The 26,292-nt window shown below is 59.6% G+C and carries 24 protein-coding genes and 1 tRNA gene; 11 read left to right on the top strand and 14 right to left on the bottom strand.

What is annotated here, in order from left to right; all coding sequences use genetic code 11:
* Positions 1-303: 303 nt before the first annotated feature.
* Positions 304-2,292 (top strand): peptidase U32 family protein, encoded by a 1,989-nt coding sequence (locus H8B20_RS27165; protein ID WP_210625155.1) that lies wholly within the window; start codon positions 304-306, stop codon positions 2,290-2,292.
* Positions 2,293-2,406: 114 nt separating this feature from the next.
* On the opposite strand, the gene H8B20_RS27160 is transcribed toward H8B20_RS27165, so the two are convergent.
* Positions 2,407-2,481, bottom strand: a tRNA-Gln gene (locus H8B20_RS27160).
* Between the two features lie 318 nt (positions 2,482-2,799).
* Between H8B20_RS27160 and H8B20_RS27155 the strand changes: the two genes are divergently transcribed.
* A complete protein-coding gene (locus H8B20_RS27155; RefSeq protein WP_210625154.1) occupies positions 2,800-3,828 on the top strand; it encodes an alpha/beta fold hydrolase in 1,029 nt (342 codons plus the stop codon).
* 73 nt (positions 3,829-3,901) lie between these two features.
* On the opposite strand, the gene H8B20_RS27150 is transcribed toward H8B20_RS27155, so the two are convergent.
* Both H8B20_RS27150 and H8B20_RS27145 read right to left on the bottom strand, forming a co-directional pair.
* Entirely contained in the window at positions 3,902-4,261 is a 360-nt protein-coding gene (locus tag H8B20_RS27150; RefSeq protein WP_200617066.1) for a DUF6124 family protein, read from the bottom strand.
* A gap of 105 nt (positions 4,262-4,366) precedes the next feature.
* Complete coding sequence (locus H8B20_RS27145; RefSeq protein WP_210625153.1) at positions 4,367-4,732, bottom strand: DUF6124 family protein; 366 nt, start codon at positions 4,730-4,732, stop codon at positions 4,367-4,369.
* Positions 4,733-5,369: 637 nt separating this feature from the next.
* Between H8B20_RS27145 and H8B20_RS27140 the strand changes: the two genes are divergently transcribed.
* The gene (locus tag H8B20_RS27140; RefSeq protein ID WP_210625152.1) at positions 5,370-5,738 is read left to right on the top strand and encodes an endonuclease domain-containing protein; all 369 of its coding nucleotides are present in this window, start codon (positions 5,370-5,372) and stop codon (positions 5,736-5,738) included.
* 480 nt (positions 5,739-6,218) lie between these two features.
* Here the strand turns inward: H8B20_RS27140 and H8B20_RS27135 are convergent, their stop codons facing one another.
* The 3 genes from H8B20_RS27135 to H8B20_RS27125 form a co-directional block, all read right to left on the bottom strand.
* A complete protein-coding gene (locus tag H8B20_RS27135; RefSeq protein WP_210625151.1) occupies positions 6,219-7,244 on the bottom strand; it encodes a GlxA family transcriptional regulator in 1,026 nt (341 codons plus the stop codon).
* An 86-nt stretch (positions 7,245-7,330) separates the two neighbouring features.
* Positions 7,331-8,491, bottom strand: coding sequence for a radical SAM/SPASM domain-containing protein (locus H8B20_RS27130; protein WP_210625150.1), 1,161 nt, complete (start codon positions 8,489-8,491; stop codon positions 7,331-7,333).
* 123 nt (positions 8,492-8,614) lie between these two features.
* A complete protein-coding gene (locus H8B20_RS27125) occupies positions 8,615-9,508 on the bottom strand; it encodes a LysR family transcriptional regulator (protein WP_047303357.1) in 894 nt (297 codons plus the stop codon).
* A 115-nt stretch (positions 9,509-9,623) separates the two neighbouring features.
* On the opposite strand from H8B20_RS27125, the gene H8B20_RS27120 reads away from it, so the two are divergent.
* The 6 genes from H8B20_RS27120 to H8B20_RS27095 all read left to right on the top strand — a co-directional run bounded on the left by H8B20_RS27120 (position 9,624) and on the right by H8B20_RS27095 (position 15,386).
* Complete coding sequence (locus H8B20_RS27120) at positions 9,624-10,025, top strand: RidA family protein (protein WP_210625149.1); 402 nt, start codon at positions 9,624-9,626, stop codon at positions 10,023-10,025.
* Positions 10,026-10,275: 250 nt separating this feature from the next.
* On the top strand, positions 10,276-11,139 hold the full coding sequence (locus tag H8B20_RS27115; RefSeq protein ID WP_047302104.1) for a putative selenate ABC transporter substrate-binding protein: 864 nt from the start codon (positions 10,276-10,278) through the stop codon (positions 11,137-11,139).
* Positions 11,136-11,933, top strand: a complete 798-nt coding sequence (locus tag H8B20_RS27110) for a phosphonate ABC transporter ATP-binding protein (RefSeq protein ID WP_115147961.1) — start codon at positions 11,136-11,138, stop codon at positions 11,931-11,933. Before H8B20_RS27115 ends, H8B20_RS27110 begins: the two co-directional genes overlap by 4 nt.
* A complete protein-coding gene (locus H8B20_RS27105) occupies positions 11,927-12,751 on the top strand; it encodes a PhnE/PtxC family ABC transporter permease (RefSeq protein ID WP_210625148.1) in 825 nt (274 codons plus the stop codon). The genes H8B20_RS27110 and H8B20_RS27105 overlap by 7 nt, the downstream gene beginning before the upstream one ends.
* Positions 12,748-13,515, top strand: a complete 768-nt coding sequence (phnE, locus tag H8B20_RS27100) for a phosphonate ABC transporter, permease protein PhnE (RefSeq protein WP_200617070.1) — start codon at positions 12,748-12,750, stop codon at positions 13,513-13,515. The genes H8B20_RS27105 and phnE overlap by 4 nt, the downstream gene beginning before the upstream one ends.
* 191 nt (positions 13,516-13,706) lie before the next feature.
* Positions 13,707-15,386, top strand: coding sequence for an MFS transporter (locus tag H8B20_RS27095; protein ID WP_042558908.1), 1,680 nt, complete (start codon positions 13,707-13,709; stop codon positions 15,384-15,386).
* A gap of 43 nt (positions 15,387-15,429) precedes the next feature.
* On the opposite strand, the gene H8B20_RS27090 is transcribed toward H8B20_RS27095, so the two are convergent.
* From H8B20_RS27090 to H8B20_RS27070, 5 genes are all read right to left on the bottom strand, one after another.
* The gene (locus H8B20_RS27090) at positions 15,430-15,660 is read right to left on the bottom strand and encodes a putative antibiotic biosynthesis monooxygenase (protein ID WP_210625147.1); all 231 of its coding nucleotides are present in this window, start codon (positions 15,658-15,660) and stop codon (positions 15,430-15,432) included.
* On the bottom strand, positions 15,657-16,586 hold the full coding sequence (locus H8B20_RS27085) for a catalase family peroxidase (protein WP_210625146.1): 930 nt from the start codon (positions 16,584-16,586) through the stop codon (positions 15,657-15,659). The genes H8B20_RS27090 and H8B20_RS27085 overlap by 4 nt, the downstream gene beginning before the upstream one ends.
* Before the next feature lie 98 nt (positions 16,587-16,684).
* Positions 16,685-18,142 carry an aldehyde dehydrogenase family protein gene (locus H8B20_RS27080; RefSeq protein ID WP_210625201.1) on the bottom strand — a complete coding sequence of 486 codons (1,458 nt, stop codon included), beginning with the start codon at positions 18,140-18,142 and terminating at the stop codon, positions 16,685-16,687.
* Positions 18,143-18,161: 19 nt separating this feature from the next.
* Positions 18,162-19,673: a GMC family oxidoreductase gene (locus tag H8B20_RS27075; protein WP_210625145.1), complete on the bottom strand. Its 1,512-nt coding sequence runs from the start codon at positions 19,671-19,673 to the stop codon at positions 18,162-18,164.
* A gap of 116 nt (positions 19,674-19,789) precedes the next feature.
* Positions 19,790-20,719, bottom strand: coding sequence for a LysR family transcriptional regulator (locus H8B20_RS27070; protein WP_210625200.1), 930 nt, complete (start codon positions 20,717-20,719; stop codon positions 19,790-19,792).
* Between the two features lie 206 nt (positions 20,720-20,925).
* Between H8B20_RS27070 and H8B20_RS27065 the strand changes: the two genes are divergently transcribed.
* Together H8B20_RS27065 and H8B20_RS27060 are read left to right on the top strand one after the other, a co-directional pair.
* Positions 20,926-21,861: a LysR substrate-binding domain-containing protein gene (locus tag H8B20_RS27065; RefSeq protein ID WP_210625144.1), complete on the top strand. Its 936-nt coding sequence runs from the start codon at positions 20,926-20,928 to the stop codon at positions 21,859-21,861.
* An 86-nt stretch (positions 21,862-21,947) separates the two neighbouring features.
* A complete protein-coding gene (locus H8B20_RS27060; protein ID WP_042558903.1) occupies positions 21,948-22,166 on the top strand; it encodes a hypothetical protein in 219 nt (72 codons plus the stop codon).
* Positions 22,167-22,305: 139 nt separating this feature from the next.
* On the opposite strand, the gene H8B20_RS27055 is transcribed toward H8B20_RS27060, so the two are convergent.
* Genes H8B20_RS27055 through H8B20_RS27045 form a run of 3 tightly spaced genes read right to left on the bottom strand, consistent with a single transcriptional unit; the run spans position 22,306 to position 26,262 of the window.
* Positions 22,306-24,333 (bottom strand): LTA synthase family protein, encoded by a 2,028-nt coding sequence (locus tag H8B20_RS27055; protein WP_210625143.1) that lies wholly within the window; start codon positions 24,331-24,333, stop codon positions 22,306-22,308.
* 22 nt (positions 24,334-24,355) lie between these two features.
* A complete protein-coding gene (locus tag H8B20_RS27050; RefSeq protein ID WP_210625142.1) occupies positions 24,356-24,967 on the bottom strand; it encodes a hypothetical protein in 612 nt (203 codons plus the stop codon).
* Positions 24,967-26,262 carry a sialidase family protein gene (locus H8B20_RS27045; RefSeq protein ID WP_047302124.1) on the bottom strand — a complete coding sequence of 432 codons (1,296 nt, stop codon included), beginning with the start codon at positions 26,260-26,262 and terminating at the stop codon, positions 24,967-24,969. The genes H8B20_RS27050 and H8B20_RS27045 overlap by 1 nt, the downstream gene beginning before the upstream one ends.
* Between the last annotated feature and the right edge of the window lie 30 nt (positions 26,263-26,292).

Genomic DNA, 26,292 nt, shown 5'->3' with positions numbered 1-26,292 from the left:
GCACTGATATAGTCGACATCTTTATTGACTGATCCACCGCCATCGCGGGCAAGCCCGCTCCCACAGGGTTTTGCGGTGGTCGCGAGATCTGTGTATGGCACAAATCACTGTGGGAGCGGGCTTGCCCGCGATGGCGGCGGGTCAGGCAACATTGATGTTGGATGTGCCTGCCCCTTCGCGAGCAACCTTGCTCCCACAGGGTTTGGCAGGGTGGCGTTTGCCATCGGGCAGCACGGGCGTGCCCGGCGCGCATTTCGGGGCTACAATGCGCGCCTCAACCGTGACAGCCTGACTAAAAAAACTATGTCCTTGCCCAAGCATCATCTGGAATTGCTCAGCCCTGCCCGCGACGTGGCCATTGCCCGCGAGGCGATCCTGCACGGCGCCGACGCCGTGTACATTGGTGGCCCAAGCTTCGGCGCCCGCCATAACGCCTGCAACGAAGTGAGCGAGATCGCCGAGTTGGTGGAGTTCGCCCGCAAATATCATGCGCGCATCTTCACCACCATCAACACGATCCTGCACGACAACGAACTGGAGCCGGCGCGCAAGCTGATCCATCAGTTGTACGACGCCGGTGTCGATGCATTGATCGTCCAGGATCTGGGCGTGATGGAGCTGGACATTCCGCCGATCGAGTTGCATGCCTCGACCCAGACCGACATTCGTACGCTTGAGCGGGCAAAGTTCCTCGATCAGGCCGGCTTCTCGCAATTGGTGCTGGCTCGCGAACTCAATCTGCAGGAAATCCGCGCGATCGCCGATGAAACCGACGCCGCCGTCGAGTTCTTCATTCACGGCGCGTTGTGCGTGGCGTTCTCCGGCCAATGCAACATTTCCCACGCGCAGACCGGGCGCAGCGCCAACCGTGGCGATTGCTCACAGGCCTGTCGCTTGCCGTACACCCTTAAAGATGAAAAGGGTGGCGTGATCGCCTACGAGAAACACCTGCTGTCGATGAAGGACAACAACCAGAGCGCCAACATCCGCGCCCTGGTCGAAGCAGGTGTGCGCTCGTTCAAGATCGAAGGTCGCTACAAAGACATGGGCTACGTGAAAAACATCACCGCCTATTACCGTCAGCGCCTCGACGACGTGCTCGAAGATCGCCCGGACCTGGCCCGCGCTTCCAGCGGCCGCACCGCGCACTTCTTCGTGCCCGATCCGGAAAAAACCTTCCACCGCGGCAGCACCGATTACTTCGTGACTGATCGCAAGATCGACATCGGCGCCTTCGATTCGCCGACCTTCACCGGTTTGCCGGTGGGCACGGTCGAGAAAGTCGGCAAGCGTGACATGCAGGTCGTGACCCACGAACCGCTGTCCAACGGCGACGGTCTGAACGTACTGGTCAAGCGTGAAGTGGTCGGCTTCCGCGCCAACATCGCCGAGCCAAAAGGCGAGTTCGAAGAAGACGGCGAGAAGCGTTACCGCTACCGCGTCGAGCCGAACGAAATGCCGGAAGGCCTGTACAAACTGCGTCCGAACCACCCGTTGAATCGTAACCTCGATCACAACTGGCAGCAGGCGCTGCAAAAAACTTCTTCCGAGCGTCGCGTGGCCCTGAGCTGGGCTGCGCGTCTGCGTGAAGAGCAGCTGGAAGTCACCGCCACCAGTGAAGAAGGCATCAGCGCCAGCGTCACCCTGAACGGTCCGTTTGGCGTTGCCAACAAACCTGAGCAGGCACTGGAGCAGTTGCGCGACTTGCTCGGCCAACTCGGCACCACGCAGTACCACGCCACCGACATCAAACTCGATGCGCCACAGGCATTCTTCATCCCGAACTCGCAGCTCAAATCCCTGCGCCGTGAAGTGATCGAAGCGCTGACCGCCGCCCGCGTCGCCGCTCATCCGCGCGGCGGCCGCAAAGCCGAAACCACGCCGCCACCGGTGTACCCGGATTCGCACCTGACGTTCCTCGCCAACGTCTACAACCAGAAAGCGCGCGACTTCTATCATCGTCACGGCGTGAAGCTGATCGACGCCGCGTACGAAGCGCACGAAGAAGCAGGCGAAGTGCCGGTGATGATCACCAAGCATTGTCTGCGTTTCTCCTTCAACCTGTGCCCGAAACAGGCCAAAGGCGTGACCGGCGTGCGCACCAAGGTCGCGCCGATGCAGTTGATCCACGGCGATGAAGTGCTGACGCTGAAGTTCGACTGCAAGCCGTGCGAGATGCACATCATCGGCAAAATGAAAGGCCACATCCTCAACCTGCCGCAACTGGGCAGCGTGGTTGGCCACATCAGCCCTGAAGACCTGATGAAAACCATCCCGCGCGCACCGCACTGAGTGGTCGGCGTGCGCGGTGCTTCGGCGCCGCGCACGCCTGCCCTGCTCCATCGAGGCCAAATCGCAGGCATAAAAAAACGCCAACTTCTTTCGAAGTTGGCGTTTTTTGATAAATGGCAGGGGCGGCTGGATTCGAACCAACGCATGGCAGGATCAAAACCTGCTGCCTTACCGCTTGGCGACGCCCCTACAGCACTTGTCAGCGGCTCCGTGAGGATCACTGCAAGAACGGGGCGCAATTTATCAATATTCGTTACGTTTGGGAAGCCCGAAATGAAATATTTTTTGTTTTAAAACAGCGACTTATTTTCTTGGCCGGATTTAGCCCAATGATCGGCCCGTTTGGCGGCGTGTATCACACTGTGTACCTACCCCGCCGCGATACAGCGGATTTCAACATCGCCCCTCTTCGACACAGGTCAGATACGTCTCGGCGCTCAAATGCACTCAAGGTTTGAAGGGTTCATTCGCAACCCTCAACCAACAGTTCGCACAGGAGACGTCACCATGAAAATGGCACTGCACACCCGCAAAACCGCACTCGGACTTTCGATTCTGGCGCTGTCGTTGTTCGGCGCTTTGGGTACGGCTCAAGCCCAAACCGCAGAACCTGCGGCTGCGAGCTATTCCGCGCCCTCGCCGTTCGGTCCGCTGAAGCATGTGAAGGCGGGTGTGCTGGACGTCGCTTATGCCGAAACCGGTCCGGCCGACGGCCCGGTGGTGATTCTGTTGCACGGCTGGCCCTACGACATTCACAGCTACGATGAAGTCGCGCCATTGCTCGCGGCCAAGGGTTATCGCGTACTGATGCCGTATGCGCGGGGTTATGGCGATACGCAATTCCTCTCCAAAGACACCCTGCGCAACGGCCAACCGGCGGCGCTGGCCAGTGACGTCATCGATTTCATGGATGCGCTGAAGATCAAGCAAGCGGTGCTCGGCGGTTATGACTGGGGCGCACGCTCGGCGGACATCGTCTCGGCGCTGTGGCCGGAGCGGGTCAAGGCGCTGGTGTCGGTCAGCGGCTACCTGATCGGCAATCAGGCGGCCGGGCAGAACCCGCTGCCGCCCAAGGCTGAATTGCAGTGGTGGTATCAGTTCTACTTCGCCACCGACCGCGGCCGCGCTGGTTATGCGAAGAACACCCACGACTTCGCCAGGCTGATCTGGCAAACCGCCTCGCCGCAGTGGAAGTTCGATGACGCAACCTTTGATCGCTCCGCCAAAGCGCTGGAGAACCCCGATCACGTCGACATCACCGTGTTCAATTACCGCTGGCGTCTGGGCCTGGTGCAGGGCGAGGCGAAATACGCGGCGCTGGAGCAGAAACTGGCCACCGCCCCATCGATCAGCGTGCCGACCATCACCCTGGAAGGCGACGCCAACGGTGCACCGCACCCGGCGCCGGAGGATTACGCCAAGCGCTTTACCGGCAAGTACGAGTTTCGGCTCATCAACGGTGGCATTGGCCACAACCTACCGCAGGAAGATCCGCAGGCGTTTGCCAAGGCTGTGATTGATGCGGATCACCTTTAAAAGCCCCTCCCCCAAGCCGAACAAAAAAGCATTCAGCCGCTCAGGCTGACTGCTTAATGGCTAACGTGCGTGATTACTCCGTTGGCACAACTATATCCAACGCCTTGTTGACCGCCAGCTCTCCCAACATGACCACTTGGGCGATACCCAATAAGGTATGGCGGTTCGACCCTTCCAGCAGCCCTGCAAAATTACCGAGCATGACGGTGGCAGACGCTAAAGAGCCGCTGGCATTGGTCAGCAAAGACTCGGCGTCGGACTGAGGGTTGACCATGAACATAGTACTGGGCGTATAGGGTGTTGCCATGATCCCGGCTGCTGGCAGCAGGTAATGGTCAAGCGCACGCTCTGCCGCTTCGTGGAGTTTTCTTGAGTTGGGTGATGCGTACGGCGATGCCGGATCTGTGACGGGTGGTTCGGGTGTCTTGGACATCAGCTGAAACTCCATAAGAGCCAGAAAGCCTGAAGCGTCACGATCGCTACCGTAGACGCTTGTCTGCAATGAGGGAGCAAGCCCCCTCACTCATCTGCATCGCGACTATTGCGGCAAGCGCTGGTTATCCAAGACTCGCCCGACCACCAGTTCGCTGAGCATGATCACTTGCTGCAGCACCAGCATCTTTTTGCGGTGTGGCCCCTCCATCAATTCGGCGAACTCACGCGCCATGTCACTGGCGGACGACAAGGTTTCGTAGGCCTCGACGAGCAGCGTTTCGTCATCCACCGTGGGGTCGATGAGATAGATTCGGCCGGTCTTGCGTGTGGGGATTGAAGTCTTCAATGCCGAGGGATTGAGATAGAAGTTGATCGCGCGTTCTGTTGCCTCTTTGATGTTTTGAGGTTCGAGCGCCACGTCGTAGGGGATTGGGTCGGTTTCTGGCGGGTTGGGCGTCATTTTGAACATTGTCTAATTCCATAAGTAGGGCCGCATCCTTTCTCTACTAAAAGAAGGGAGGCAGCTGTGCGCAGGTTAGTAGACCGGTGGAATTAGCAAAACCGGCGCGCCCGAGAGCGCCCTGCGCACAACCACCATCAAGTGCAGGAATAGGCATGCCTGACTGAATGGAACTCGTGCGCTTACTAATACCAAACGGGCTACTAAACCCGACCACTGATAGGCAGTGGCAGGTAAACGATAGAGTCCGAGGGCAAAGCGCACAAGCCGGCGGATTCTGGCGTATGCGTAGGTAAAGGCACAAGGTTTTGTAGCCTTTATGGCGTAACAGTTGGTGTAAGTTAAACGTGCGTGCGGGGTGGTGTTTAGAAGAGCCCCTCACCCTAGCCCTCTCCCGGAGGGAGAGGGAACTGACCGTGCGATGCTTCAGAAATACGTCGACCTGAAAGTGCACTGCCGAATCCATGATCGACATTGCAGCACTGCGCCGAATCCATAATCGACTCGGTCCTTCAGGTCGATGTATGACGCAAGACATCTCGGTCGGCCCCCTCTACCTCTGGGCGGTCCGACGTTTCGGGAGGGCTGGGGTGAGGGAAATTGGTCTACAGTTAAATCTCCATCAACTTCACAAGGATCGTGAAGCATGCACAATCGCCCCACCCTCGCCCAATTCGCCCGTCATTTGCGTACCAATCAAACTGATTGCGAACACCTGCTCTGGCAAAAGCTGCGCGCCCGCCAAATCGCCAACTTGAAATTCCGCAGACAATTCCCCTGCCCGCCATACGTCCTGGATTTTTATTGCGTCGAACTGAAACTCGCCATCGAACTGGATGGTGGTCAGCACTATGAATCAGCGGGCGTGATTCACGACCAGCGCCGGACATTGTTTCTTCAGCGGCAGGGCATTGAAGTTGTGCGGTTCAGCAACTTAGAGGTGATTCAGCAGATGGGGGATGTGCTGGAGCAGATTATAAAGACCGCGGCGGATCGAAAAGCCCCCTCACCCTAACCCTCTCCCGGTGGGAGAGGGGACTGACCGTGCGATGCTTCAGCAATACGTCGATCTGAAAGTGCAACACCGAATCCGCGATCGAACTGACAGTGAACTACCGAATCCATAATCGACTCGGTTCTTCAGGTCGATGTATGACGCAAGACATCTCGGTCGGCCCCCTCTCCCTCAGGGAGAGGGCTGGGGTGAGGGAAAGTGGTCTACAGTTAAATTCCCATCAACTTCGCAAGGATCGTGAAGCATGCACAATCGCCCCACCCTCGCCCAATTCGCCCGCCATTTGCGCGCCCATCAAACTGATTGCGAACACCTGTTCCGGCAAAAGCTGCGCGCCCGTCAAATCGCCGAAAAAAGCCTCTCACCCTAGCCCTCCCGACACGTCGTACCGCCCGGAGGGAGAGGGAACTGACCGAGTTGAATGGGGGGCGCTACGCCGACTTGGGATATCGGGTGAACTCGGGTTAGTAACAGCTCGAGCTATTTGACCAGCCGTTTTTCCTTCGAAGGCCGATACCCGAAATACGAGCTATAGCACTTACTGAAATGACTCGGCGAAACAAACCCACACGCCACCAGCACTTCCACCTGCGACAACTCAGTGTGTTGCAACAACCGCCGCGCTTCGGTGATGCGCAACTCCAGGTAATAGCGCTGCGGCGTGGTGCCGAGTTGTTCCTTGAACAAGCGCTCCAACTGGCGCCGGGAACGGCCCGCATACACCGCCAGTTGTTCCAGTTCCAGCGGTTCTTCGAGGTTGGCATCCATCAGCTTCACCACTTCACGCAGCGGTGCGCTGACGCAGATGTTTTCATCCGGTTTGATCCGTCGATAACGCGACTCCTCGAAGGCGAGGATATCCTCGACGCCCTCGACCAGGGCCTTGCCGTGGAGGTTCTTGATCCAGTCCAGTGCCATGTGAAACGCCCCCGACGGGCTTGATGCCGTGAGTCGGTCGCGGTCGATGACGTAGGGTTCGCTGCTGACGTGGGTGGTCTTGGCGATTTCGGTCAGCGCCGGGCGATGTTCCGGGTGGATCGCGCAACGATAGCCGTCGAGCAATCCGGCGCGGCCTAGAAACCACGCGCCATTCCACAAACCGGCGAGGCTGACACCGCGTTCTGCTGCCGCTTTCAACAGGCTGATGAACTCGTCACTGGCGCGCAGTTCGGTTCGATAACCGCCGCACACCACCAACAAATCCAGATCCTGAAGTGCCGCCAGATCAACCCGCGCATCTGGCCGAATCACCAATCCCAGATCGCTGATGACCTCAGCTTCACTCAAGCCAAACGTGCGCGTAGAAAACAGCTCTGCGCGCAACAGATTGCTGGTAATGATCGTGTCCAGCGCCTGGGTGAATGCAGGCAGCGAAAAGTGTTCAAGCAGTAAAAAACCCGCGCGCGTCACGCGGGTCTGGTCAGCGGATTGCTCATTCAGATAGCGGAGGTTTTTGCCCTTCATGCCCCCGCTGAATTGACGTCGTTCGATCAAGGTCTGGTCCATCGGTCATGTTGTTATGCGCCGATAGTTGGCCTGAACCGCGCCGGAGTCAATCACGCCTATTACTGACCGGGTCATCCTGACTGCGTTTACACCGCTGAAAAAAGCCCGGCGCCCACTCGCCCTTCCAGGCGACCGAAGAGCACGTAGTGCTGATAGCCGCTGGTGAAAGCGCCGGTGGAAACGGCGTGGCGCACGTCATCGTTCAGTTGAAGGTATTGGGCTTCATCGAAATTTTCGGAACTGACCTCGCCGGCCCTGCCGAGTTGCTCGCTATCAATCGGCAAACCCGCAATGGTGCGTTGCTGGAAATCGATCATGCGATTGATTGCATGACTTTCAAGCACGCCCTTGCCGGGGTACATCGCGTAGATGTGCATCCCCTTCTTTACGCACCGATTGCACATGTCGACACAGTTTTTCTGCGTGTTTTTACGCGTCATCAATTCGTCGACATTGATGTCCAGATACTTTCCGACCTGATATTCGCTTTGATTGAAGATGGTGCAGCAAAGCACTGTATTGCCGTTGCAGTCGATCACCAACCAGTCATCTTTGAGTGTGCACGCTTGCTTGTGGAAGTGTTGTACGACATTGACCAGATCATCGTAAGGCGGCAATGCCAGCCTTTTCAGGGTCTCGTGGTCAGTGTCGGTCACGGAAGGGTCACGTTCGACAATGGCCAGCGCCTTCTCCAGCGGCATCATCACGGAATAACCCGTGCTGAATGTAAAGCCGAGACGCTCACTGAACTCGCGCATCAGTGCTTCTTCTGCCAGGTTGTCCAGATACCGATGGTAATAAACCTCGACATGGGTGTTCAGACCATGGCGCTGCACGATTTCACTCAGCGTGATCATGTTCTGTTTTACAACTTCGATATCCCCCCCTACATGCCCCTTCGCGTAGGTCTCCTGGTAAAACCCTGATAGCGAAATACGGAAGAAACCCGGCTCGGCCAACAAGGCCTTTTCCATGTTCTTGGCCAGGTTCAGGTTAGTGCTGACGCCACTGTTCATGCCGGCCGCATTGATGATCTCGATGAACTCGCCGATCTTCGGATGCACCAAAGGCTCAGTCCAGTTGTAGAGAAAAATCGCTCGAACGCCTTCGCGTTTGGCTTTCTCGACGATCTGCCGGAACATGTCGAGTTGCATGGCTTTTTTGAAGTTGAGGTTTTCCGAATTGCCCATCGGGCAAGAGGGGCAGCTCAGATTGCAGGCGCCGACGATATCGATGTACATGTTCATGATGAGTAAAGCTCCTTGAGCTCAACGCTACTCTGGTCAACGCCGCAGGCTTTCGGGTTGCCGGATGTGTTAGTTATTTGACGACATTGAGCACGTCAAAGCAAAAAGCGCACCACACGCCTGCTATGCCATTAACTCCACAACCCAATCGATAAATACTCGCAACTTCAAGCTGATATGCCGGTTCGGCGGATACGCGATATAGAGAGGCATCGATTCAAGTTGCCAGCCCTCGAACAGCGGCACTAGCTCGCCGCGCGCCACCGGGGCGTCGGACATGTACCTGGGCAGCCACAACACGCCCATGCCGGCCAGACCCGCCGCAAGGTAGGCATTGCCGTCGTCGACTGCCAACACATGGCGACCCTTGATCTGCAGGCTCTGCTTATCGTTATGCAGGGCATACGGCATGGGCTTGCCGGTGCGTGCCCACAGGAACGCAACCACGCGATGATGGGAATCTTCCAGCTCCTGCGGATGCATCGGCGTGCCGGAGCGAGCGAGGTAGTCGGGCGCGGCAAACACGCCCAATTGCAGATCCGCAACCTTGCGCGCCATCAGTGACTGGTCCAGCAACTCGCCACCGCGCACCACGCAGTCAACGTTCTCATCAATGATGTCGACGATACGATCGCTGACGCCCATATCGATTTGGATGTCTGGATACCGCGCGTGAAATTCGGGCAATGCCGGGATCAGAATCAAGCGAGCGAACGGGCTCGGCACATCCACGCGCAATCGTCCTCGTGGCGATACCGAGGCACCGGGCAGGCTGGTTTCGGCGTCCTCCATGTCGGCCAGCAACTTGATCACGCGCTGGTAATACGCCGCACCGTCAGCCGTGACATTGACCTTGCGCGTGGTGCGGTTGAGCAATTTGACCCGCAACCGCGCCTCCAACTGCTGGACCAGTTGCGTCACGGTGGTCTTGCTCATGTGCAGGGTTTCAGCGGCTTTGGTGAAGCTCCCCGCCTCGACCACCCGTGCAAACGCCTGCATTGCATCAAAACGGTCCATTGCTCGGCTTCCGATTGTTTGGGTTTCACAAACAGTTAACGCCAAGCTTGCGCGTTTATCGCGCACCTGCAAATCCCTAAAGTTTGGCCATCACCTCATTGATGGAGACACCCCCATGACACAGCGCGATGTTGTTTTCCCACCTACCCGCCGGACCCTTTACGAGCGCCATCGCTACTCACCGGCGATCCGCTCCAACGGTTTTCTGTTTGTCTCGGGCCAAGTCGGCAGTACCGAGGAGGGTACGCCCGAGCCGGATCTGCAGAACCAGGTGCGTCAGGCTTTCAATAACCTGAACGCAATTCTCGACGAGGCCGGTTGCACGTTCGAGGATGTGGTCGACGTCACCCTTTTCATGGTTGATCCGCAATCGAAGTTCGAGACGATCTGGAACATCGTGCTGACGGAGTTCTGGGGCGAGGCGCCGCATCCGACCGTTACCGCCGTTGGCGTGACCTGGCTGTATGGTTTCGACTTCGAGATCAAGGTGATCGCCAGACTCCCCGAAAAGCACTGATTGCCCCCTGTAGGAGCTGCGGCACGCTGCGATCTTTTGATCTTTAACCACAAGATCAAAAGATCGCAGCGTGCCGCAGCTCCTACAAGGGTTTTCGGGGTGCATCAAGTGTGACCAACGCTGATGCGCACTGGCCTTTGAACCCACGAATGCGTATAACCTCGCCGTTTCGTCTAACCTGACTTTGCGCCCAGCCTCGACTGCACAACGGCGGCGCTTCGACTTTGACGCTCACGAAACGGAGAATTCCATGCTCAAACGAACCCTGGCACTGACGGCCGGCCTGGCCCTGTCCTTTTCCGCGCTGATGGCGCAAGCCGCTGATGTATTGAAGGTCAGCGCCATTCCCGATGAAGCCCCGACTGAACTGCTGCGCAAGTTCGAGCCACTGGGTGCGTATCTGGAACAGCAATTGGGCATGAAGGTGCAGTTCGTCCCGGTGGCCGATTACCCGGCAGTGGTTGAAGCCTTGGCCACCGACCGTCTCGACATGGCCTGGCTGGGTGGCTTTACGTTTGTGCAGGCACGCCTGAAGACCGACGCCACCACTCCGGTGATTCCGCTGGTGCAGCGCGAACAGGATGCGCAGTTCACCAGCAAATTCATCACCGCCGACCCGAACGTCAAAAGCCTGGCCGATCTGAAGGGCAAGACCTTCGCTTTCGGTTCCGTGTCGTCGACTTCCGGCAGCCTGATGCCGCGTTACTTCATGCTGAAAAACGACGGCATCAAGCCTGAGGCGTATTTCAGTCGCGTCGCCTACTCCGGTGCCCACGACGCCACGGTTGCCTGGGTACAGGCTGGCAAGGTCGATGCCGGTGTGTTGAACGCCAGTGTCTGGCAGAAACTGGTGGACGCCGGCAAGGTCGACACCAACAAGGTCAAAGTCTTCGCGACCACTCCGTCGTACTTCGATTACAACTGGACTGTGCGCGGCACACTCGACCCGGCGCTGGCGGCGAAGATCAAAAAAGCTTTCCTTGATCTGGATCCGGCCAATCCTGAACAGAAGAAGATTCTCGATCTGCAGGCTGCCAGCCGTTTCATCGACACCAAGCCTGAGAACTACAAGGGCATCGAGGAAGCCGCCCGCGCTGCCGATTTGCTGAAATGACGCTACGCCTCACCCACGTCAGCCTGCGCCACGCCAATGGAGTCGATGCCCTGCGCGGCATCGACTTGCAGATTGGCGTCGGCGAACAAGTCGCGATCATCGGCCCGTCCGGGGCCGGTAAATCGAGTTTGCTCAACCTGCTGGCCACCGCACTGCGGCCCAGCAGCGGCGAGATCGAAGTGCTCGGCGAACGCGCCTGGCACTTGTCTGCCCGCCAGCGACAACGCCTGCGCGCGCGTATTGGCCTGGTGCATCAGGCGCCGCCCCTGCCGCTGCGCCAGCGCGTGGTCACAGCCGTGCTGGCCGGCAAGCTCGGACAATGGAGTTTGGGTAAAAGCCTGCTGAACCTGCTGCATCCACTCGACGTGCCCGGCGCCCGCGCGGCATTGGCACGGCTCGATCTGGGCGATAAATTGTTCGCCCACTGCCAGCAATTATCCGGTGGCCAGTTGCAGCGCGTCGGCATCGCCCGGGTGCTGTATCAGGCGCCGGAGATTCTGTTGGCTGATGAGCCGGTGTCGGCGATGGACCCGGTCATGGCCGGGCACACGCTGACGGTGCTGTCGCGTCATGCCCGCGAACATAACGTCACGCTGGTGGCGAGCCTGCATGCGGTGGACCTCGCGCTGTCGCACTTCCCGCGCATCATCGGCTTGCGTGACGGCCAGATTCTGTTTGACAGCCCTGCCGATCAAGTCAGCCACGACATGCTCGACGCGCTGTACGCCAATGAACATCTGCAATCGCCGCCCTCGGCAGTTGCGCCTTTGCCTGTGCAGATTCCTCGATGCTGAAGGCCGATTCACACGATCCTGCGGCGTGGCCGCGTCTGCTGCTGACGGTTTTGGCGATTGCGGTGCTGTGGCCGGGAATCCAGCTCAGCGAGCTGAATCTGGCCGTGCTGCTGCCCGACAGTCAGAATGAAATGGGCCGGTTTGTCGCGCAGTTCTGGCCGCCCGCCCACGATGAAGATTTTTTGCAGTTGTTGTTCAAAGCCACGTTGCAAACCCTGGCGATTGCCACGGCGGGCATGGCGTTGGCGCTGTTGCTGGCGGTGCCCGCCAGTTTGCTCGCCAGCCGTGCCTTGTCGCTGTCTGCCGCTTCACGGGGTGGCGTGCCTAGTCGTTTCGGTCGTTTGTTGCGCTGGCCGGTTCGTGGGTTGCTGATCTTCCTGCGCAGCGTGCCGGAAATCGTCTGGGCGCTGTTGTTCGTGCGCGCCGTGGGCCTCGGCCCGGCGGCGGGCGTACTGGCGATTGCGATCACCTACAGCGGCATGCTCGGCAAGGTCTACGCAGAGATTTTCGAATCCACCGACCAGCGTCCGGCGCACGCGCTGTTGCAGTCGGGCAGCGGTCGACTGGCGAGTTTTGCTTATGGAATCTTGCCGAATGTCGCCGGGGAATTGCTCTCGTACACGGTCTATCGCTGGGAGTGTGCGATACGCGCTTCGGTGGTGATGGGTTTTGTTGGCGCCGGTGGCCTGGGCCAGCAGATCGACCTGTCGATCCGTATGTTCGCCGGCGGTGAGGTCGCGAGCATTCTGCTGACGTTCCTGCTGCTGGTGCTGGTGGCCGATCAACTCAGCCGTTTGCTGCGCTGGAGGCTGGCATGAACCGTCTGATCAATCTGCTGCTGATCGCCGGCATCGGCGTGGCCGTCATCGCTTCGTTCATCTACTTAGGGCTCGACCTCGGCGAACTGGGCAGTGCCACCAGCCTGAAACAGATGGGCGCGTATGTGCAGCGCTTTCTCAGCCCGGATCTGAGCGCCGATTATTTGAAAGCGATCCTCCATGGCTCGCTGGAAACCCTGGCGATGTCGGCGCTCGGCACCCTGCTCGCCGCGCTGCTGGGCATCGTCCTCGCCCTGCCCGCGGCCGGACGTTTCGGTTGGCCGCTGCGCAGTGCTTCGCGATGGCTGCTCAATGCTCTGCGGGCCATTCCGGAACTGGTCTGGGCCGCGCTGATGGTGCTCGCCGCCGGGCTGGGCCCAAACGCCGGGACGCTGGCCCTCGCCCTGCACACCACCGGCGTGCTGGGCCGCTTGTTTGCCGAAGCGCTGGAAAACACCCCGCCGCAACCGGCCGAAGCGATCCGCTTGCAGGGCGGTAACCCCGTCCTAGCCTTCTGCTACGGCACCCTGCCCAACCTCGCCCCACAACTGCTCGCCTACGTCCTGTACCGCTGGGAAAACAACATCCGCATGGCCAGCGTGCTGGGTTTTGTCGGCGCGGGCGGATTGGGGCAGATGCTGTATGTGAGCCTCAGCCTGTTTCAGGAAGCACAGGCCAGCACGGTGATTCTGGCGATGCTGGTGCTGGTGTTTGCGGTGGACTGGTTGAGTGCGTGGAGCCGCCAGCGCTGGGTGAAGGCGTAAGTACAGATGTTGGCGAGTGGATATCTGTCAGAAGCTGATTATGCTTCAGGAAACCTCGCACACCCGCGAGGCGGTCAGACTGTGCAAGTTTCACGCAACAGCAATTGCGGCATACGCCACAAGGCCAGAGTGCGATAAAGCGGTAATGGGGAACTCCGGCCTACAAAAAACACGTACGACGGAGTACACCCATGACCACAATCGACACGACACCCACAGGCAATCCACCTCGCAGCGGCGGCATCACCAAGGAGGAGCGCAAGGTCATCTTCGCTTCGTCCCTGGGCACGGTGTTCGAGTGGTACGACTTTTACCTCTACGGTTCACTGGCGGCGATCATCGCCAAGCACTTTTTTGCCGGTGTCAACGAGACCACCGCGTTCATCTTCGCTTTGCTGGCGTTCGCCGCCGGGTTTGCCGTGCGGCCGTTCGGCGCCATCGTGTTTGGCCGGCTCGGCGACATGATCGGGCGCAAACACACGTTCCTGATCACCATTGTGATCATGGGTGTGTCCACGGCCATTGTTGGTCTGCTCCCCGGATACGCAACCATCGGCGTCGCCGCGCCAGTCATCCTGATCACCCTGCGCCTGCTGCAAGGCCTGGCGCTGGGCGGTGAGTACGGGGGCGCGGCGACTTACGTGGCCGAACATGCACCACCGGGCAGACGCGGCTTTTTCACTTCATGGATTCAAACCACCGCGACCCTGGGCCTGTTCATGTCGCTGCTGGTGATCCTCGCCTGCCGCACCGCGCTGGGCACCGAAGCGTTCGAAGCCTGGGGCTGGCGGATACCGTTCCTGCTGTCGATCCTGCTGCTGATCGTTTCGGTGTACATCCGCCTGCAACTGAGCGAGTCGCCGGTATTCCAGAAGATGAAGGCTGAAGGCAAGGCGTCCAAGGCGCCGCTGACTGAATCCTTCGCGCGCTGGGACAACCTCAAAGTGGTGATCATGTCGCTGCTCGGCGGTACGGCCGGTCAGGCGGTGGTTTGGTACACCGGGCAGTTCTACGCGCTGTTTTTCCTGTTGCAGACGCTGAAGATCGACCCGCAGACCGCCAACCTGTTGATCGCCGGATCACTGTTGATCGGCACGCCGTTCTTCGTGATCTTCGGTAGCCTGTCCGACCGCATCGGCCGCAAGCCGATCATCATGGTCGGCTGCATTCTGGCCGCGTTGACTTACTTCCCGATCTTCCATGCGTTGACCCAGTACGGTAACCCCGACGTGTTCATCGCCCAGGAGAAAAACCCGGTCAAGGTGATCGCCAATTCCGATCAGTGCTCGTTCCAGTTCGACCCGGTGGGCAAGGCCAGATTCACCAGTTCCTGCGACCTGGCCAAGACCCTGCTGGCGAAACGCGCGATCCCTTATGAGAACGTCGAGGCCGAGCCCGGCACCGTCGCGCAGGTGCGCATCGGTGACAAAGTCGTCGAGAGCTTCGAGGGCAGCGCCCTGCCCGCGGCTGACTTCAAGGCGCGCAACGATTCGTTTACCGCCAATCTGAGCAGCGCACTGAAGGACGCGGGCTACCCGGAGAAAGCCGATCCGGCGAAAACCAATTACCCGATGATGTTGCTGCTGCTGACCATTCTGGTGATCTACGTGACCATGGTGTACGGCCCGATTGCGGCTTGGCTCGTCGAGCTGTTCCCGACCCGCATCCGCTACACCTCGATGTCGCTGCCCTACCACATTGGTAACGGCTGGTTCGGTGGGTTCCTGCCGACCGTGGCTTTCGCGATGGTCGCGGCCACGGGTGATATCTACTACGGGCTGTGGTATCCGATCGTGATTGCGGTGATGACCGCGATACTCGGCACGTTCTTCCTGCCGGAAACCAAGGATCGCGACATTCTCAAAGACTGAGTCCAGGGCTCCGCCCTCTTGAACGGAGGGCGGAGCGCAGACCCTAACGCAGCATCCAGCGTGACAGCAGTCGCGCACTCAACGGCAACATCCAGTACACCATGTTGAAAGAGATCAACCCGGCCACCACCACTTTGAACAACCATCCCGGCCACTCCAGGTCGACCAGTTCCAGCAGCGTCGCCAACCCCCATGGCATGCTCACCGTCAGCGGCAAGACGACCAGCCATGACAACACCCATTGCTTCCAGCGAGCGCCCGTATTGCTACTCATGGTCGCTGTCGCCTGAGTACCGCCCGCTGATAAATACGATCACGCGCCAGCGTCATCGGGTCGGCGCTGAGACTGATGCCATCGAGCAAGCGTCCCGGGCTGAACGCCAGACGTTGCTGGGCGAGTTGCTGAGTCTCGGTCGGTTCCAGTGCATCAAGGCTGAAAACCCCCAGTTCAAGCTCCTCGTTCTGACGCGACCACGCAATCGAGCCATCTTCGATAGCGTCTCCCGGCGCTGCCAATTGCAGCACCAAGCGCATCTTCAACGAGCCCTTGTTCAGTCGCGCGCTGATTTCCTCCTGCAAGTAATCAGCGTGCATCGCCGCCGCTTGGGCGTCACTCAATGATGGCTGCATGAGCAGTGGTTCGATGCGGTAACGGCCAATCAGCTGATCGCCCTTGCGATTGATGAACAGCAGCGAGTTAACACCGAAGTATTCGAGCCCCGCATAGCTACGGGGTGCGGGTTTAGGCGCTTCCAGGAAATGCTGAGCCCGTGGATGGTTCGCCAGAAAGGTTTGCAGTGGCTGAGGATCCGGCGGTGTCGCGACATTGGCCGCAATGCCTTGCAGAAAACCCAAAAAGTCTTCTGGCGTGGCCACCGGAAAGCCGTCGAACGAGTGCGCCACGATATCGGTGAACTCGCCGTTCGGCAGAGCAAAACGCACTGCTACCCCCTTAGGACTCGCCATTGGATCGCCGTCAGCGGTAGCCGGTACGCCACTGAAGTTGGAGAACCGCAGCACCACCGGCACCGTTTGCCCTTGCAAGTGGGCTGCCCGGCTGATCGAACCGGCGATGCGCGTAGCCGTGAATGTGCCGTTCACCAGCAGACCCTTGGCATGGGTTGCCCTGAATGCGGGGTGACGGCCAAATGTTGCAGTGAGCGCATCGAGCAACGCATCGTACAACCGCTCCTGGGGCATAGCGTTTCTCCTTGTTTCAGTGGCGAACAGGAGCGAGGACGATGTCAGCGTCCCGGCCAGCACGGCCCCGATCAGTAAGTGCTGCAATCGTATGGTGGTCATACCTGGCGCAGACCGGGATTGAGCGCGATGTGTTTGTACTCAATGAAATCGTCCATGGCCGCCACCCCATTGAGCCGCCCCTGCCCCGATTGCTTGAAACCGCCCTCCTCGAACTCGTCGAATACCATGGCCCAGTCGTTGACCCAGACAGTGCCGGCCTCCAGCTCGCGTGCGACTCGCAGGGCACGATCGACATCACGGGTCCAGACGCTGGCGGCCAGGCCGAACTCGCTGTTGTTGGCCAGTTCAATCGCCTCGGCCTCAGTGTCGAACACCTGCAATGTCAGCACCGGGCCGAAGGTTTCGCGCTGGACAATTGCCATGTGTTGATCGCTTACGCGCAACAGCGTCGGCCGATAAAACGCGCCTTTGGCCAGCGGCCCCTCAGTGACCGGCCCGCCGCGCACGATGACTTGCGCCCCGGCAGCCATCGCCTCTTCGACCACTTGGTTGACGCGTTGCACATTGGCTTTATCGATCAACGGCCCCATTTCACTGGCCGGATCCGCCGCCGGCCCCACGCGCACGGCCTCAAGGCGTGCAGCCAGACGTTCGATCAGCGCGGGCGCAATATCGCGCTGGACCAATAGCCGTGAACCGGTCATGCAGAACTGCCCGGCGAACACCGTCAGGGCCTTGAGCAACACCGGCACCGTCACCTCAAGATCGGCATCGTTGAATACCAGCATCGGGGTCTTCCCGCCCAGCTCCAGACCGAAGCGCTTGAGGTGTTGCGCCCCCGCCGCCGAGATCGCCCGGCCAGTGCCGGTGCTGCCGGTAAAGCTGATCACCGGCACCTTGGGGGACTCGACCAGATGGATGGAACCCGCTGCCCCCAGTTCGCTGAACAGATTGATGACCCCGCGAGGCAAAGACCGCGCCTCGCTCATGATCCGTGCCAGTAGCGCGTTGGTCTGAGCGGTCTGCCCCGGCATTTTGACGACCGTGGTGCAACCGGCGGCCAGCGCCGGCGCCAACGATCGAATCATCAATACCACCGGTGAATTCCACGGCACGATGATGCCCGCCACACCCACGGCCTGACGCAGCACCATGGAGATCCTGCCGGGTTTCGGCTCTGCCGCTCGCCCATACTCGGCACGCGTCATTGCCGCGTAATAGCGCAACTTGGACGGCACCATCCGCACTTCAAATTCGGCTTCAGGGCGGATCTTGCCGTTTTCCAGTGCCAACGTGTCGATCAGTTCTTCGGCATTACGGTCGAAAGCATCCGCTAGCTCCAACAGCACCGTGGCGCGCAGGGTGCGATCATCTTTCCACGGTGTTTGGGTGAACGAGCGTAACGCCGCTTCAATGCCCTGCTGCGCTTCATGAGCACCGCCCTCGGCGTATCGCCCGATCCGCTCAGACGTCGCAGGGTCGATGGAGTCTTTGTAAACACCCGAATCGAGCCACAGGCCATCGATCCAGTTCAAAACCGGTGTGTTGTTCATAGTCATTAAAAACCTCAAGTCAGGCGTAGAGCGCGGCGATGTTTTCCGCAACGGCAATCACAGTGATGTTGGTGGCGACCGACGGCACATCCGGGAAGATCGATGCGTCGACCACGCGAAGCCCTTGCAGGCCAATGACACGAGCCTGCAAATCGACCACTGCGCCGGTATCACCCGGCTTGCCCATGGGCGCTGTTGAGGTCGGGTGGTGATAAGTGTCCAGGCTCGCCCGCACGCTCGCCAACAGCGCTTCATCCGACTCATTGCCCGCCCCCGGATTGAGCTCCGAGTGGATAAACGCGTTCAACGGCGCTGTGGCGCCGATTTTGCGCGCCAGGCGAATACCCTCCAGCAGACGCAGGCGATCCTCAGGTTCGGCGAGGAAGTTCAGGTCAATGTTGGGCGCCACCAGCGGATCACGACTCGCCAGCGTGACGCTGCCGCGCGATTGTGGTCGGGTGAGTGCGACCGCGAGCACGAAGCCGACACCGGTCGGACTCTGCTCGTGAGGAAACAGGTGCGTGGCGGTGATATGCAGATCAAGCTCACCTTTGTCGGCGCTGCGGCTGTGCGTCCACAGCTTGGCCCCGATGGCCGGTGATTGCCGACCGATCACATCCGCACGGGCGGCATAGGCGTTGTAGTAGAACGGGTGATCCACCAAACGGCGACCCACCGGCAGATCCGCAACCAGCGGAATCTGCAAAGCGTCCAGATCAGCGGCCGGGCCAATGCCGGAGCGCAGCAGAATCGCCGCACTGCCATAACTGCCCGCGCACAGGATCACCTCACTGGCCAACAGTTGCGTGCCATCACTCATTTGTACGCCTATGGCACGCTGGCCATCGAACAGCACTTTGTCGACCAGACGGCTCGCCTGGATCTGCAGGTTGCTGCGCGCTCGCACCTGTTCAGTGAGGTAGGCCATGCCGGTGTTGATGCGCACGCCGTCGACGATATTCATCGGATAGGGGCCGACGCCGTTGGCATCCGCGCCGTCAAAGTCATCAATGATCTTGTAGCCGTAAGCAAACGTGGCCTGAATAAACGCCCGCTGCATCGGTGTGACGTCCAGATTGCTCAGTTGCTTGACCGGCAGTGGCCCATCATGGCCGTGCAAGTCGCTTGCACCACGGCTATGGCTCTCCAGTTTCCTGAAAGCGGGCAGCACGTCTTCATAACTCCACCCTGGCAGACCCCAGCGCTGGAAATCACTGGCACGGGCGCGGATCGCTACGGCGCCATTGATCGCCGAACTGCCCCCCAATACCTTGCCGCGCAAGGCACCGATGGGATGATCGATGTAGCCGGGGCGGGTTTTGTAACCCCATTCGAACGCTGGATCAGCGTTGGCTCCGACAATGTCGCTGCTGGCCACGAAGTCCGGATACTCGTTGGGTAAAAAGCTTTTGCCTGCCTCCAGCAGCAACACTTGACGCTGGTTGTTCTCACTGAGTCGGCGCGCCAGTACCGCGCCAGCCGAACCGCCGCCGACTATCACCACGTCGACTTTATCAAGGGTGTTGTTCATGCATGTCTTCCTTGTCAGGCGCTCGAGATGGCGCCTTTCAGGAAAAGCTTAAGGAGCGGCACGAAGGCCCATAAGCAGGCAAAAAACGAATCGGCGTTTCGTGAATTCCGAACGACTCAGCCCGCTTGTCGCGCGTGCGTGGCAAGCATCTGCTCCCACTCTGGCGGACTGCCGATCTGCTCAGTCAAAAAGCTCACCAAGGCTTGCAGCTTGGGCGATGCGCGCAGTGATTGCCGATACACCGCCGAGATATTGCCGCCGCGCGGAGCATAAGGCGCCAGCACCTCCTGCAACTCGCCGGCGACGATCGATTGCGCGGCCAGAAACGTTGGCAGAATCGCCAGGCCCATGCCTGCCTTGGCCGCTTCCATGAGTTGGTGAGCATTGTTGGTACGCAGTCGACAACGGACACGAAACGATTCCAGCGCATTGTTCACAGGCAACGTCCACATGCCGTGCGGCTCGCGGTTCACATAGAGCATGGCGAAGTGTCGGGACAGTTCCTGAGGGGTTTGCGGCGTGCCATGCGCCGCCAGATACTCAGGACTGGCGCAAATGATGTGGCGATTGGGCGTGATGGTTTTCGCCACCAGCGAGGAGTCTGGCAGTTCACCGATCCGGATGGCCGCGTCGTAGCGCTCTTCGTGCAAATTGACATGGCGGTCGTCAAAATCGACGTCCAGTTGCAACTGCGGATAACGCACCGCGAACGACGACAGAATCGGCGTCAGATAACGAATACTGAACGCCATCGGCGCGGCGATTCGCAGGCTCCCGTGCAGGCTCGACTGCAGCGTCTGAACGGCGCCTTCGGCGTCGTCGACATCCGCCAGGATACGCACACAGTACCGATAGAACACCTCGCCCGATTCGGTCAGGCGCGCATGCCGGCCGCGCTCCAGCAAAATACTGCCCAAACGCTTTTCCAGTTGCTGAAGACGTTGACTGACCATCGATTTGGCAACGCCCATACGCCGCGCGGCTTCGGAAATACTGCCGGTGTCGACCACTGTCACGAAAGAATGCATCTCACTGAGTTTGTTCACGTTATAGATCCAGAGAAACAGCAAAAACTGCGCAGCCAGTGCGCAGGGCTGACGGTTCAGGCGGATGCCGGGGCGGTCATTCAACAGCCGCAATCTAAAACCCTGGTTGGCCGGCGCGGTAGTCGCAAAAAACGGGTTGCTGATTCCCATACAAGGGACGGTCAGCCTTGTATAGTTGGCGCCTTCTGACTGAATGGAATTCGACTGTGCTGGATCTCAATGACCTTCAGTACTTCGTTATGGTGGTGGACCACGGCGGTTTCGCGCCGACCGCACGTGCGCTGGGTATTCCCAAATCCAACCTGAGCCGGCGCATCGCGCAACTCGAAGAACGGCTGGGTGTGCGCCTGATCATCCGTAACACCCGAAACTTCTCGGTGACGGAACTGGGGCAAAGCTATTACGACCATTGCCGCGCCATGCTCAAGGAGGCCGAAGCCGCAGAAGCGGCGATCGCCATGACCCACACCGAGCCGGGCGGCGTGCTGCGTGTTACCTGTCCGACTGCGTTGCTGGAGGAATGCGTTGGCGCAATCATCACGCGATTCATGGCCATGCACCCGCGCATGGAAGTGCATCTGGAAGCCAGTGATCGCCAGGTCGATGTGGTTGCCGAAGGCGTCGACCTGGCGTTGAGGGTTCGCCCATTGCCGCTACAGGACTCCAATCTGGTCAGCCGCGTCATGTCGCAACGGCCACAATGCCTGGTTGCCAGTCCAGCGCTTTTGAACCGTTTGGGCACACCCGACGGACCGGAAGATCTAGCGCGCTATCCCAGCGTTCATCACGGCAGCCCACAACGCGATTACAGCTGGACGCTATTCAATGAAGATGGCCGCGAATTCACCCTGCAACACCGACCGCAGCTCATTACCAAGGGCCTGCCGATGTTGCGTTGCGCGGCTATCGACAGCATCGGCGTCGCACAAATGCCCATGTCACTGGTACACGACTACATCGAGCGCGGCGAACTGGCCGTGGTTTTGCCGGACTGGAAACCCCGAACAGAAATGATTCATGCCGTATTTGCGACACGGCAAGGGATGCTGCCGTCAACGCGGTTACTGCTCGATTTCATGCTTGAGCAGTTTCGTCTGCTGGATGATCCGCTGCGAGGCATGAAAAACAGGCCGCTTGCCTGAAGTACCGTTCATTCACAGCCTCTGAAAAAAATCGAACGCTCGCCGCAGTCCCTCCTCCAATGGTTACACCCACGGAGGTCAACAATATGAACAGCAACGACAGCAAAACCCCGAACGCCCCGCCTACTGATACGTCCGGTAAACCGGTCAATGTGGTCGAGCGCGATCTTGCGGACAGGGACGATGACACCAAGGCTGTGGACGAGGTCATCACGCCTTCTTCCACCCGCGTCAAAGAGCAGGACGCCGAGACGTTGCAGCGCAAGGTCGATGAGATTGAGCGCAAGGTCGCGGATGGCAATTGAGTTGGTGTAGTGTCAGCGGGATTTACCCCCTCACCCCGACCCACCCGAAACGTCGGACCGCCCCCAAGGGCGCGAGGGGGAAAGGGAGCAGATAATCCCGGCTCTGGACTCATCACTGTGCTCCCGCCCGTCTCCAGCCTCAACGCACGTTGCGGTAGAGCATCATCCTGGCGCTCTCGTGCAAGCCTCGGGTCAGTTCCACCAGCCGCTGATACTCCTGCGGATTTTGCTCGGCGACGTTTTCCAGTGGGGTTAGCGAGCGCAGGTCGTGCAGGGTCGGATTGCTCCCGTCGTGCTGCATTTGCAGCAGATGATGGCGAGTCACGCCACCGATCAGCGGGAATGTGCCCTCGCGCAACACCAGCGGCACCACACGCTCACCCTCTGGTGGCGGTTGCTGAATATCGCGCCCCATCGCGCCATTGGTGAACGGGATGCCGGCCATGCCCGCAACGGTGGGCAGCAGATCCGTCAACCCCACGGCCTGGTCGATCACCTTGGGTTTGAGCAACCCCGGGGCATGAATGAGCATCGGCACATGATTGCTCTCCAGCCCCAGCTGCTCGAAGGCCGGCGGCATGTGCGGAATCTGGCTGATGCGGGTGTTGTGGTCACCAAAGAACACAAAAATCGTGTTGTCGTAGTAGCCGCCGGCCTTGGCCAGCTCCATCAATTTGCCGATGTTGAAGTCCAGCAGCCGCACGGCGTTGTATTGCTCGACGCTACGTGACCCGGCGGCCTGCACCTGTTCCAGCGACAGGTTGCTGACCTGAAAACCGTCGTTGTTCTTGGGAATGGTGAACGGCCGGTGGTTGCCCGAAGTTTGCACGTAAGCGAAGAACGGCTGATCCTTGGGCAGATCGCGAAGTATCCGGTCGCTTTCCTTGAACAGATCCAGATCGGAAATGCCCCACACATCCACCAGCGGCGCGCGCCAGTCGCTTTCCTGATACAGACGCACGCCCTCGATGCTTTGCTGGATCAGCGCATTGATATTGGCCCACCCCGCGTTGCCGCCAATCATGTAGAGCTTGCGGTAATCGGTGAAGGCATTGATCAGCGTGTGTTGGCGGGTGATCAGCGGATGGCGGGTTGCCGTTTCCTGACGGGTGACGTCGGGAACCCCGGTGATGCTCGCCCACACGGTTTTCGCGGTGCCGGTGACCGGGACGTAGAAGTGCTTGAAGAACCAGCTCTGGGTCGCCAGTTGATCGAGATTAGGCGTCGGGTTGAGCGGGTTGCCGTAAGCCCCGACTGCGCTGGTGCCAAGGGACTCGAGCATGACGAACATCACGTTCGGCGTACCTGCGACCCGGTACGGCTGCACGCCCTGCTGGCGATCAAAGGTCAGCCTTTGTGCGTCCGGACGATCCACGCCCAGATAGCGCGCAACCGCCGGGTAATGCTCGCGTACCTGAGCCTCGTCAAACTGCGCCTGCCCTGCCTTGAGCGTGTCGTACAGAAACAACACCGGGTTGAGCCCTAACGCCGCCACTTGCGCGTTACCGGAGAAAAATGCATCGCTCCAGCGCAACGGCACCGGGTTTTCCAGGTTGAGATTTTCCACTCGTCCGAGCAGTGCCAGCAGCACGGCGATCAATCCGGCCCCGGTGCCGACGGCGAGCGAGGTGCGTCCGATGGCCCGAGGCTCACGCGTCAATGTCAGCTTTTCAAGACGCAAGAATCCGCAGAACCACAGGCCCAGCACGGTCAGCCAGCCTAGGGCAATCCACAGCACCGGATAGGTTTCCCGAACCATCTGCTGCGAGATCTGCGCATCCTCCAGATAACGCAAGATCGTGGCGTTGATCCGCACCCCGAGGTAGGCGTAATGGCCAAAATCGATGATGTACACCAGGCCAACAATGCCCAGCGCCAGCAGCCAATAACCTCGAGCAACAGCACGCAACAACGGCACTCGTATCAGGTTCCAGCGTGGCAGCCAGGCGAGCACGGCCACTGGCAACATCAGCAACACGGCCAGCCGCAGATCGAAACGCAGGCCGATGCCGAGGGTTTCGCGCAGCTGCGGATTATCGAAAAACTCGCTGACCGCAACGCCGGAAAAACCCAGTACAAACACCAGCCTGAGCAGAGCGAACAGCAAAAATGTCAAACCTGCCGCACCCACGCCGTAGCGCAGGCGTCGCGATTGCAAGCAGCCCATCGTTAACCCCTGAGTCATTCGTTTAGATAGAAGATGCCGCGACAGCCGACGTCCGGCGTAAACGCCGCCAGATCGATTTGAGGCAAAGCATCGCGCCGGCCACCAGGCAGTAGCCAACCAGCAGCGGATCGATCAGGTAATCCCAGTAGTTTTCCGAAGCCTTGAGCCTCAGCGCAAAGGCCAGCGTGCCAAGCGCGAGCATCCACACCGCCAAGCCATTGCGCAGCCATAACAACGCCAGCGTCAGCAGGCCGATGCAGACGATCATCGGCTGCGGATTGAAACCCCAGCGGTAAGGGTCGACATAAGTCAGGCCCATTGTCGCCGGGTACAACACCGCGGCCAGCAGGCCAAACACCAGCAACATTTGCATGCGCACCACAGGTTTCACCGGCTGGACGACGCCCAGGCGCAACAGGCTCGCCCAGCCCAACAACACCAGCGTGGTGATCGCCAGATCATCGGTAAAACTGCGTACATACGCGGCCAGCGGCAGGTGATTGACCGGGATGAAACTGACCAGCGCCAATAGCGGCAACAACCACGGGCGCCAGCGCCGGGTGCCGCGCAATGACCCCAGCAGGACAAAACCCAGCAGGATAAAACTCAAATGGGCTTGCCATGGAAACAGCATCACAGGCGCTCCTCCAGCCAGGCTTCATTGAAACTGACATGTTTGATGAAGGTGTTATTCCACGAATACACCAGGTGATAGAGGCCGTCGGTGCCACGGCTGAAATAGGGGTATTCGTATTCGAAATCACAGCCTTGCGGCTTGCACACGCGGTAATCCAGATTGCTCAGGAAACGTTGTTCCAATGGCAGCCGGCGCGCGCCGCTGGAGGCGCGAAAACCTTCGCCAATGATCGCCTTATAAGCTTCGGGCGAGAACGGCTGACCGAGCGGATCCGGTGACTGGTCAAGTTCGATGACGCTGCGCCAGTCTTTGAAACTGGCATCGGTGCCGTACAGGCTCAGCTTGAACCGACCATCGCGCAGATCGTTCAATGCCACCAGCAGACCATCGTCGGCGGTGCCCACGGCGGCCAGCGAAGAGTTGGGGTTGGCCGGTTCCAGCGGATACGGCTCGCTCCATGTTTGCCCGGCGTCTTCGGTGCGGCTGGCGAGTACGCGATGATGGATGTCACCGGCATAACGCAGCATCGCCACGGCGCGGCGGGCGTCCAGGGGCACGATGGTGGGTTGCAGCGAGTTTTTGCCGCGGCTGATGCGGAATTTATCGATGACCGCGCCGTCTGCGCTCAGGTACAGGTATTCGGCAAATTTGCCCATGAATTCGTGATACACCGGCAAACCGATTGAGCCGTCGGCATGGAACACCGGCGCGGCGCGCACCAGCGTGCTGATGTTGAAGAATGGCGAGGTGATCAACTGCCGTGGCGCCGTCCAGTTACGCCCCATGTCATTGGAGACCATCACGTTGATCGCGCTGGTGGCCCAGCCGCCCACGGACACTGAAACGTAGAACATCCACAGACGTTGATCCGGCGCCAGGGCAATCACCGGGTTGCCGAGTTTGCGGATATATCGACGCGTGCCGTCGCGGGTCGATTCACGGGTGGCCAGCACGTGTTCGGCGCCCCACTCCGCGCTGTCGGCGTCATAGCGCGCGGTGCGGATCTGCACATCAGCGGCGCCTTCGCGCGAGCCGGCAAACCACACAGCCATCAGATCCCCGCCGGGCAACGCCGTGACCGAGGAGGAATGCACAAAGTCTTTCAGTTCAGAGGAAACGAAACGGCTGCTGTACTTCGGTTCGGGGGCTGGCAGCGCGGCGTCGACCGGGGCTGTCGCCACCGCGAACGGCGCCAGAACATGAGTTGGATGGCTGCGCCACGCAGCCAGAAAAACAAGGCACACGGCCAGACTGGCAAGTATAAATTTCAGGCGTAGAGATAACGCACGCATAGTCAACTCGCGGCAAAGGCAGGATGGGTG

Origin of the sequence: Pseudomonas sp. P42, assembly GCF_017973755.1 — a bacterium.
GTDB lineage: Bacteria > Pseudomonadota > Gammaproteobacteria > Pseudomonadales > Pseudomonadaceae > Aquipseudomonas > Aquipseudomonas iridis.
Note: the sequence above shows the minus strand (reverse complement) of the source record. Positions and strands in the feature narration are given on the sequence as shown.

What these genes read in the sequence shown, in the direction of transcription:
- H8B20_RS27165 (WP_210625155.1), top strand. Translation starts at nt 304, where the DNA reads ATGTCCTTGCCCAAGCATCATCTGGAATTGCTCAGCCCTGCCCGCGAC.
- H8B20_RS27155 (WP_210625154.1), top strand. Translation starts at nt 2,800, where the DNA reads ATGAAAATGGCACTGCACACCCGCAAAACCGCACTCGGACTTTCGATT.
- H8B20_RS27150 (WP_200617066.1), bottom strand. Translation starts at nt 4,261, where the DNA reads ATGTCCAAGACACCCGAACCACCCGTCACAGATCCGGCATCGCCGTAC.
- H8B20_RS27145 (WP_210625153.1), bottom strand. Translation starts at nt 4,732, where the DNA reads ATGTTCAAAATGACGCCCAACCCGCCAGAAACCGACCCAATCCCCTAC.
- H8B20_RS27140 (WP_210625152.1), top strand. Translation starts at nt 5,370, where the DNA reads ATGCACAATCGCCCCACCCTCGCCCAATTCGCCCGTCATTTGCGTACC.
- H8B20_RS27135 (WP_210625151.1), bottom strand. Translation starts at nt 7,244, where the DNA reads ATGGACCAGACCTTGATCGAACGACGTCAATTCAGCGGGGGCATGAAG.
- H8B20_RS27130 (WP_210625150.1), bottom strand. Translation starts at nt 8,491, where the DNA reads ATGAACATGTACATCGATATCGTCGGCGCCTGCAATCTGAGCTGCCCC.
- H8B20_RS27125 (WP_047303357.1), bottom strand. Translation starts at nt 9,508, where the DNA reads ATGGACCGTTTTGATGCAATGCAGGCGTTTGCACGGGTGGTCGAGGCG.
- H8B20_RS27120 (WP_210625149.1), top strand. Translation starts at nt 9,624, where the DNA reads ATGACACAGCGCGATGTTGTTTTCCCACCTACCCGCCGGACCCTTTAC.
- H8B20_RS27115 (WP_047302104.1), top strand. Translation starts at nt 10,276, where the DNA reads ATGCTCAAACGAACCCTGGCACTGACGGCCGGCCTGGCCCTGTCCTTT.
- H8B20_RS27110 (WP_115147961.1), top strand. Translation starts at nt 11,136, where the DNA reads ATGACGCTACGCCTCACCCACGTCAGCCTGCGCCACGCCAATGGAGTC.
- H8B20_RS27105 (WP_210625148.1), top strand. Translation starts at nt 11,927, where the DNA reads ATGCTGAAGGCCGATTCACACGATCCTGCGGCGTGGCCGCGTCTGCTG.
- phnE (WP_200617070.1), top strand. Translation starts at nt 12,748, where the DNA reads ATGAACCGTCTGATCAATCTGCTGCTGATCGCCGGCATCGGCGTGGCC.
- H8B20_RS27095 (WP_042558908.1), top strand. Translation starts at nt 13,707, where the DNA reads ATGACCACAATCGACACGACACCCACAGGCAATCCACCTCGCAGCGGC.
- H8B20_RS27090 (WP_210625147.1), bottom strand. Translation starts at nt 15,660, where the DNA reads ATGAGTAGCAATACGGGCGCTCGCTGGAAGCAATGGGTGTTGTCATGG.
- H8B20_RS27085 (WP_210625146.1), bottom strand. Translation starts at nt 16,586, where the DNA reads ATGCCCCAGGAGCGGTTGTACGATGCGTTGCTCGATGCGCTCACTGCA.
- H8B20_RS27080 (WP_210625201.1), bottom strand. Translation starts at nt 18,142, where the DNA reads ATGAACAACACACCGGTTTTGAACTGGATCGATGGCCTGTGGCTCGAT.
- H8B20_RS27075 (WP_210625145.1), bottom strand. Translation starts at nt 19,673, where the DNA reads ATGAACAACACCCTTGATAAAGTCGACGTGGTGATAGTCGGCGGCGGT.
- H8B20_RS27060 (WP_042558903.1), top strand. Translation starts at nt 21,948, where the DNA reads ATGAACAGCAACGACAGCAAAACCCCGAACGCCCCGCCTACTGATACG.
- H8B20_RS27055 (WP_210625143.1), bottom strand. Translation starts at nt 24,333, where the DNA reads ATGGGCTGCTTGCAATCGCGACGCCTGCGCTACGGCGTGGGTGCGGCA.
- H8B20_RS27050 (WP_210625142.1), bottom strand. Translation starts at nt 24,967, where the DNA reads ATGCTGTTTCCATGGCAAGCCCATTTGAGTTTTATCCTGCTGGGTTTT.
- H8B20_RS27045 (WP_047302124.1), bottom strand. Translation starts at nt 26,262, where the DNA reads ATGCGTGCGTTATCTCTACGCCTGAAATTTATACTTGCCAGTCTGGCC.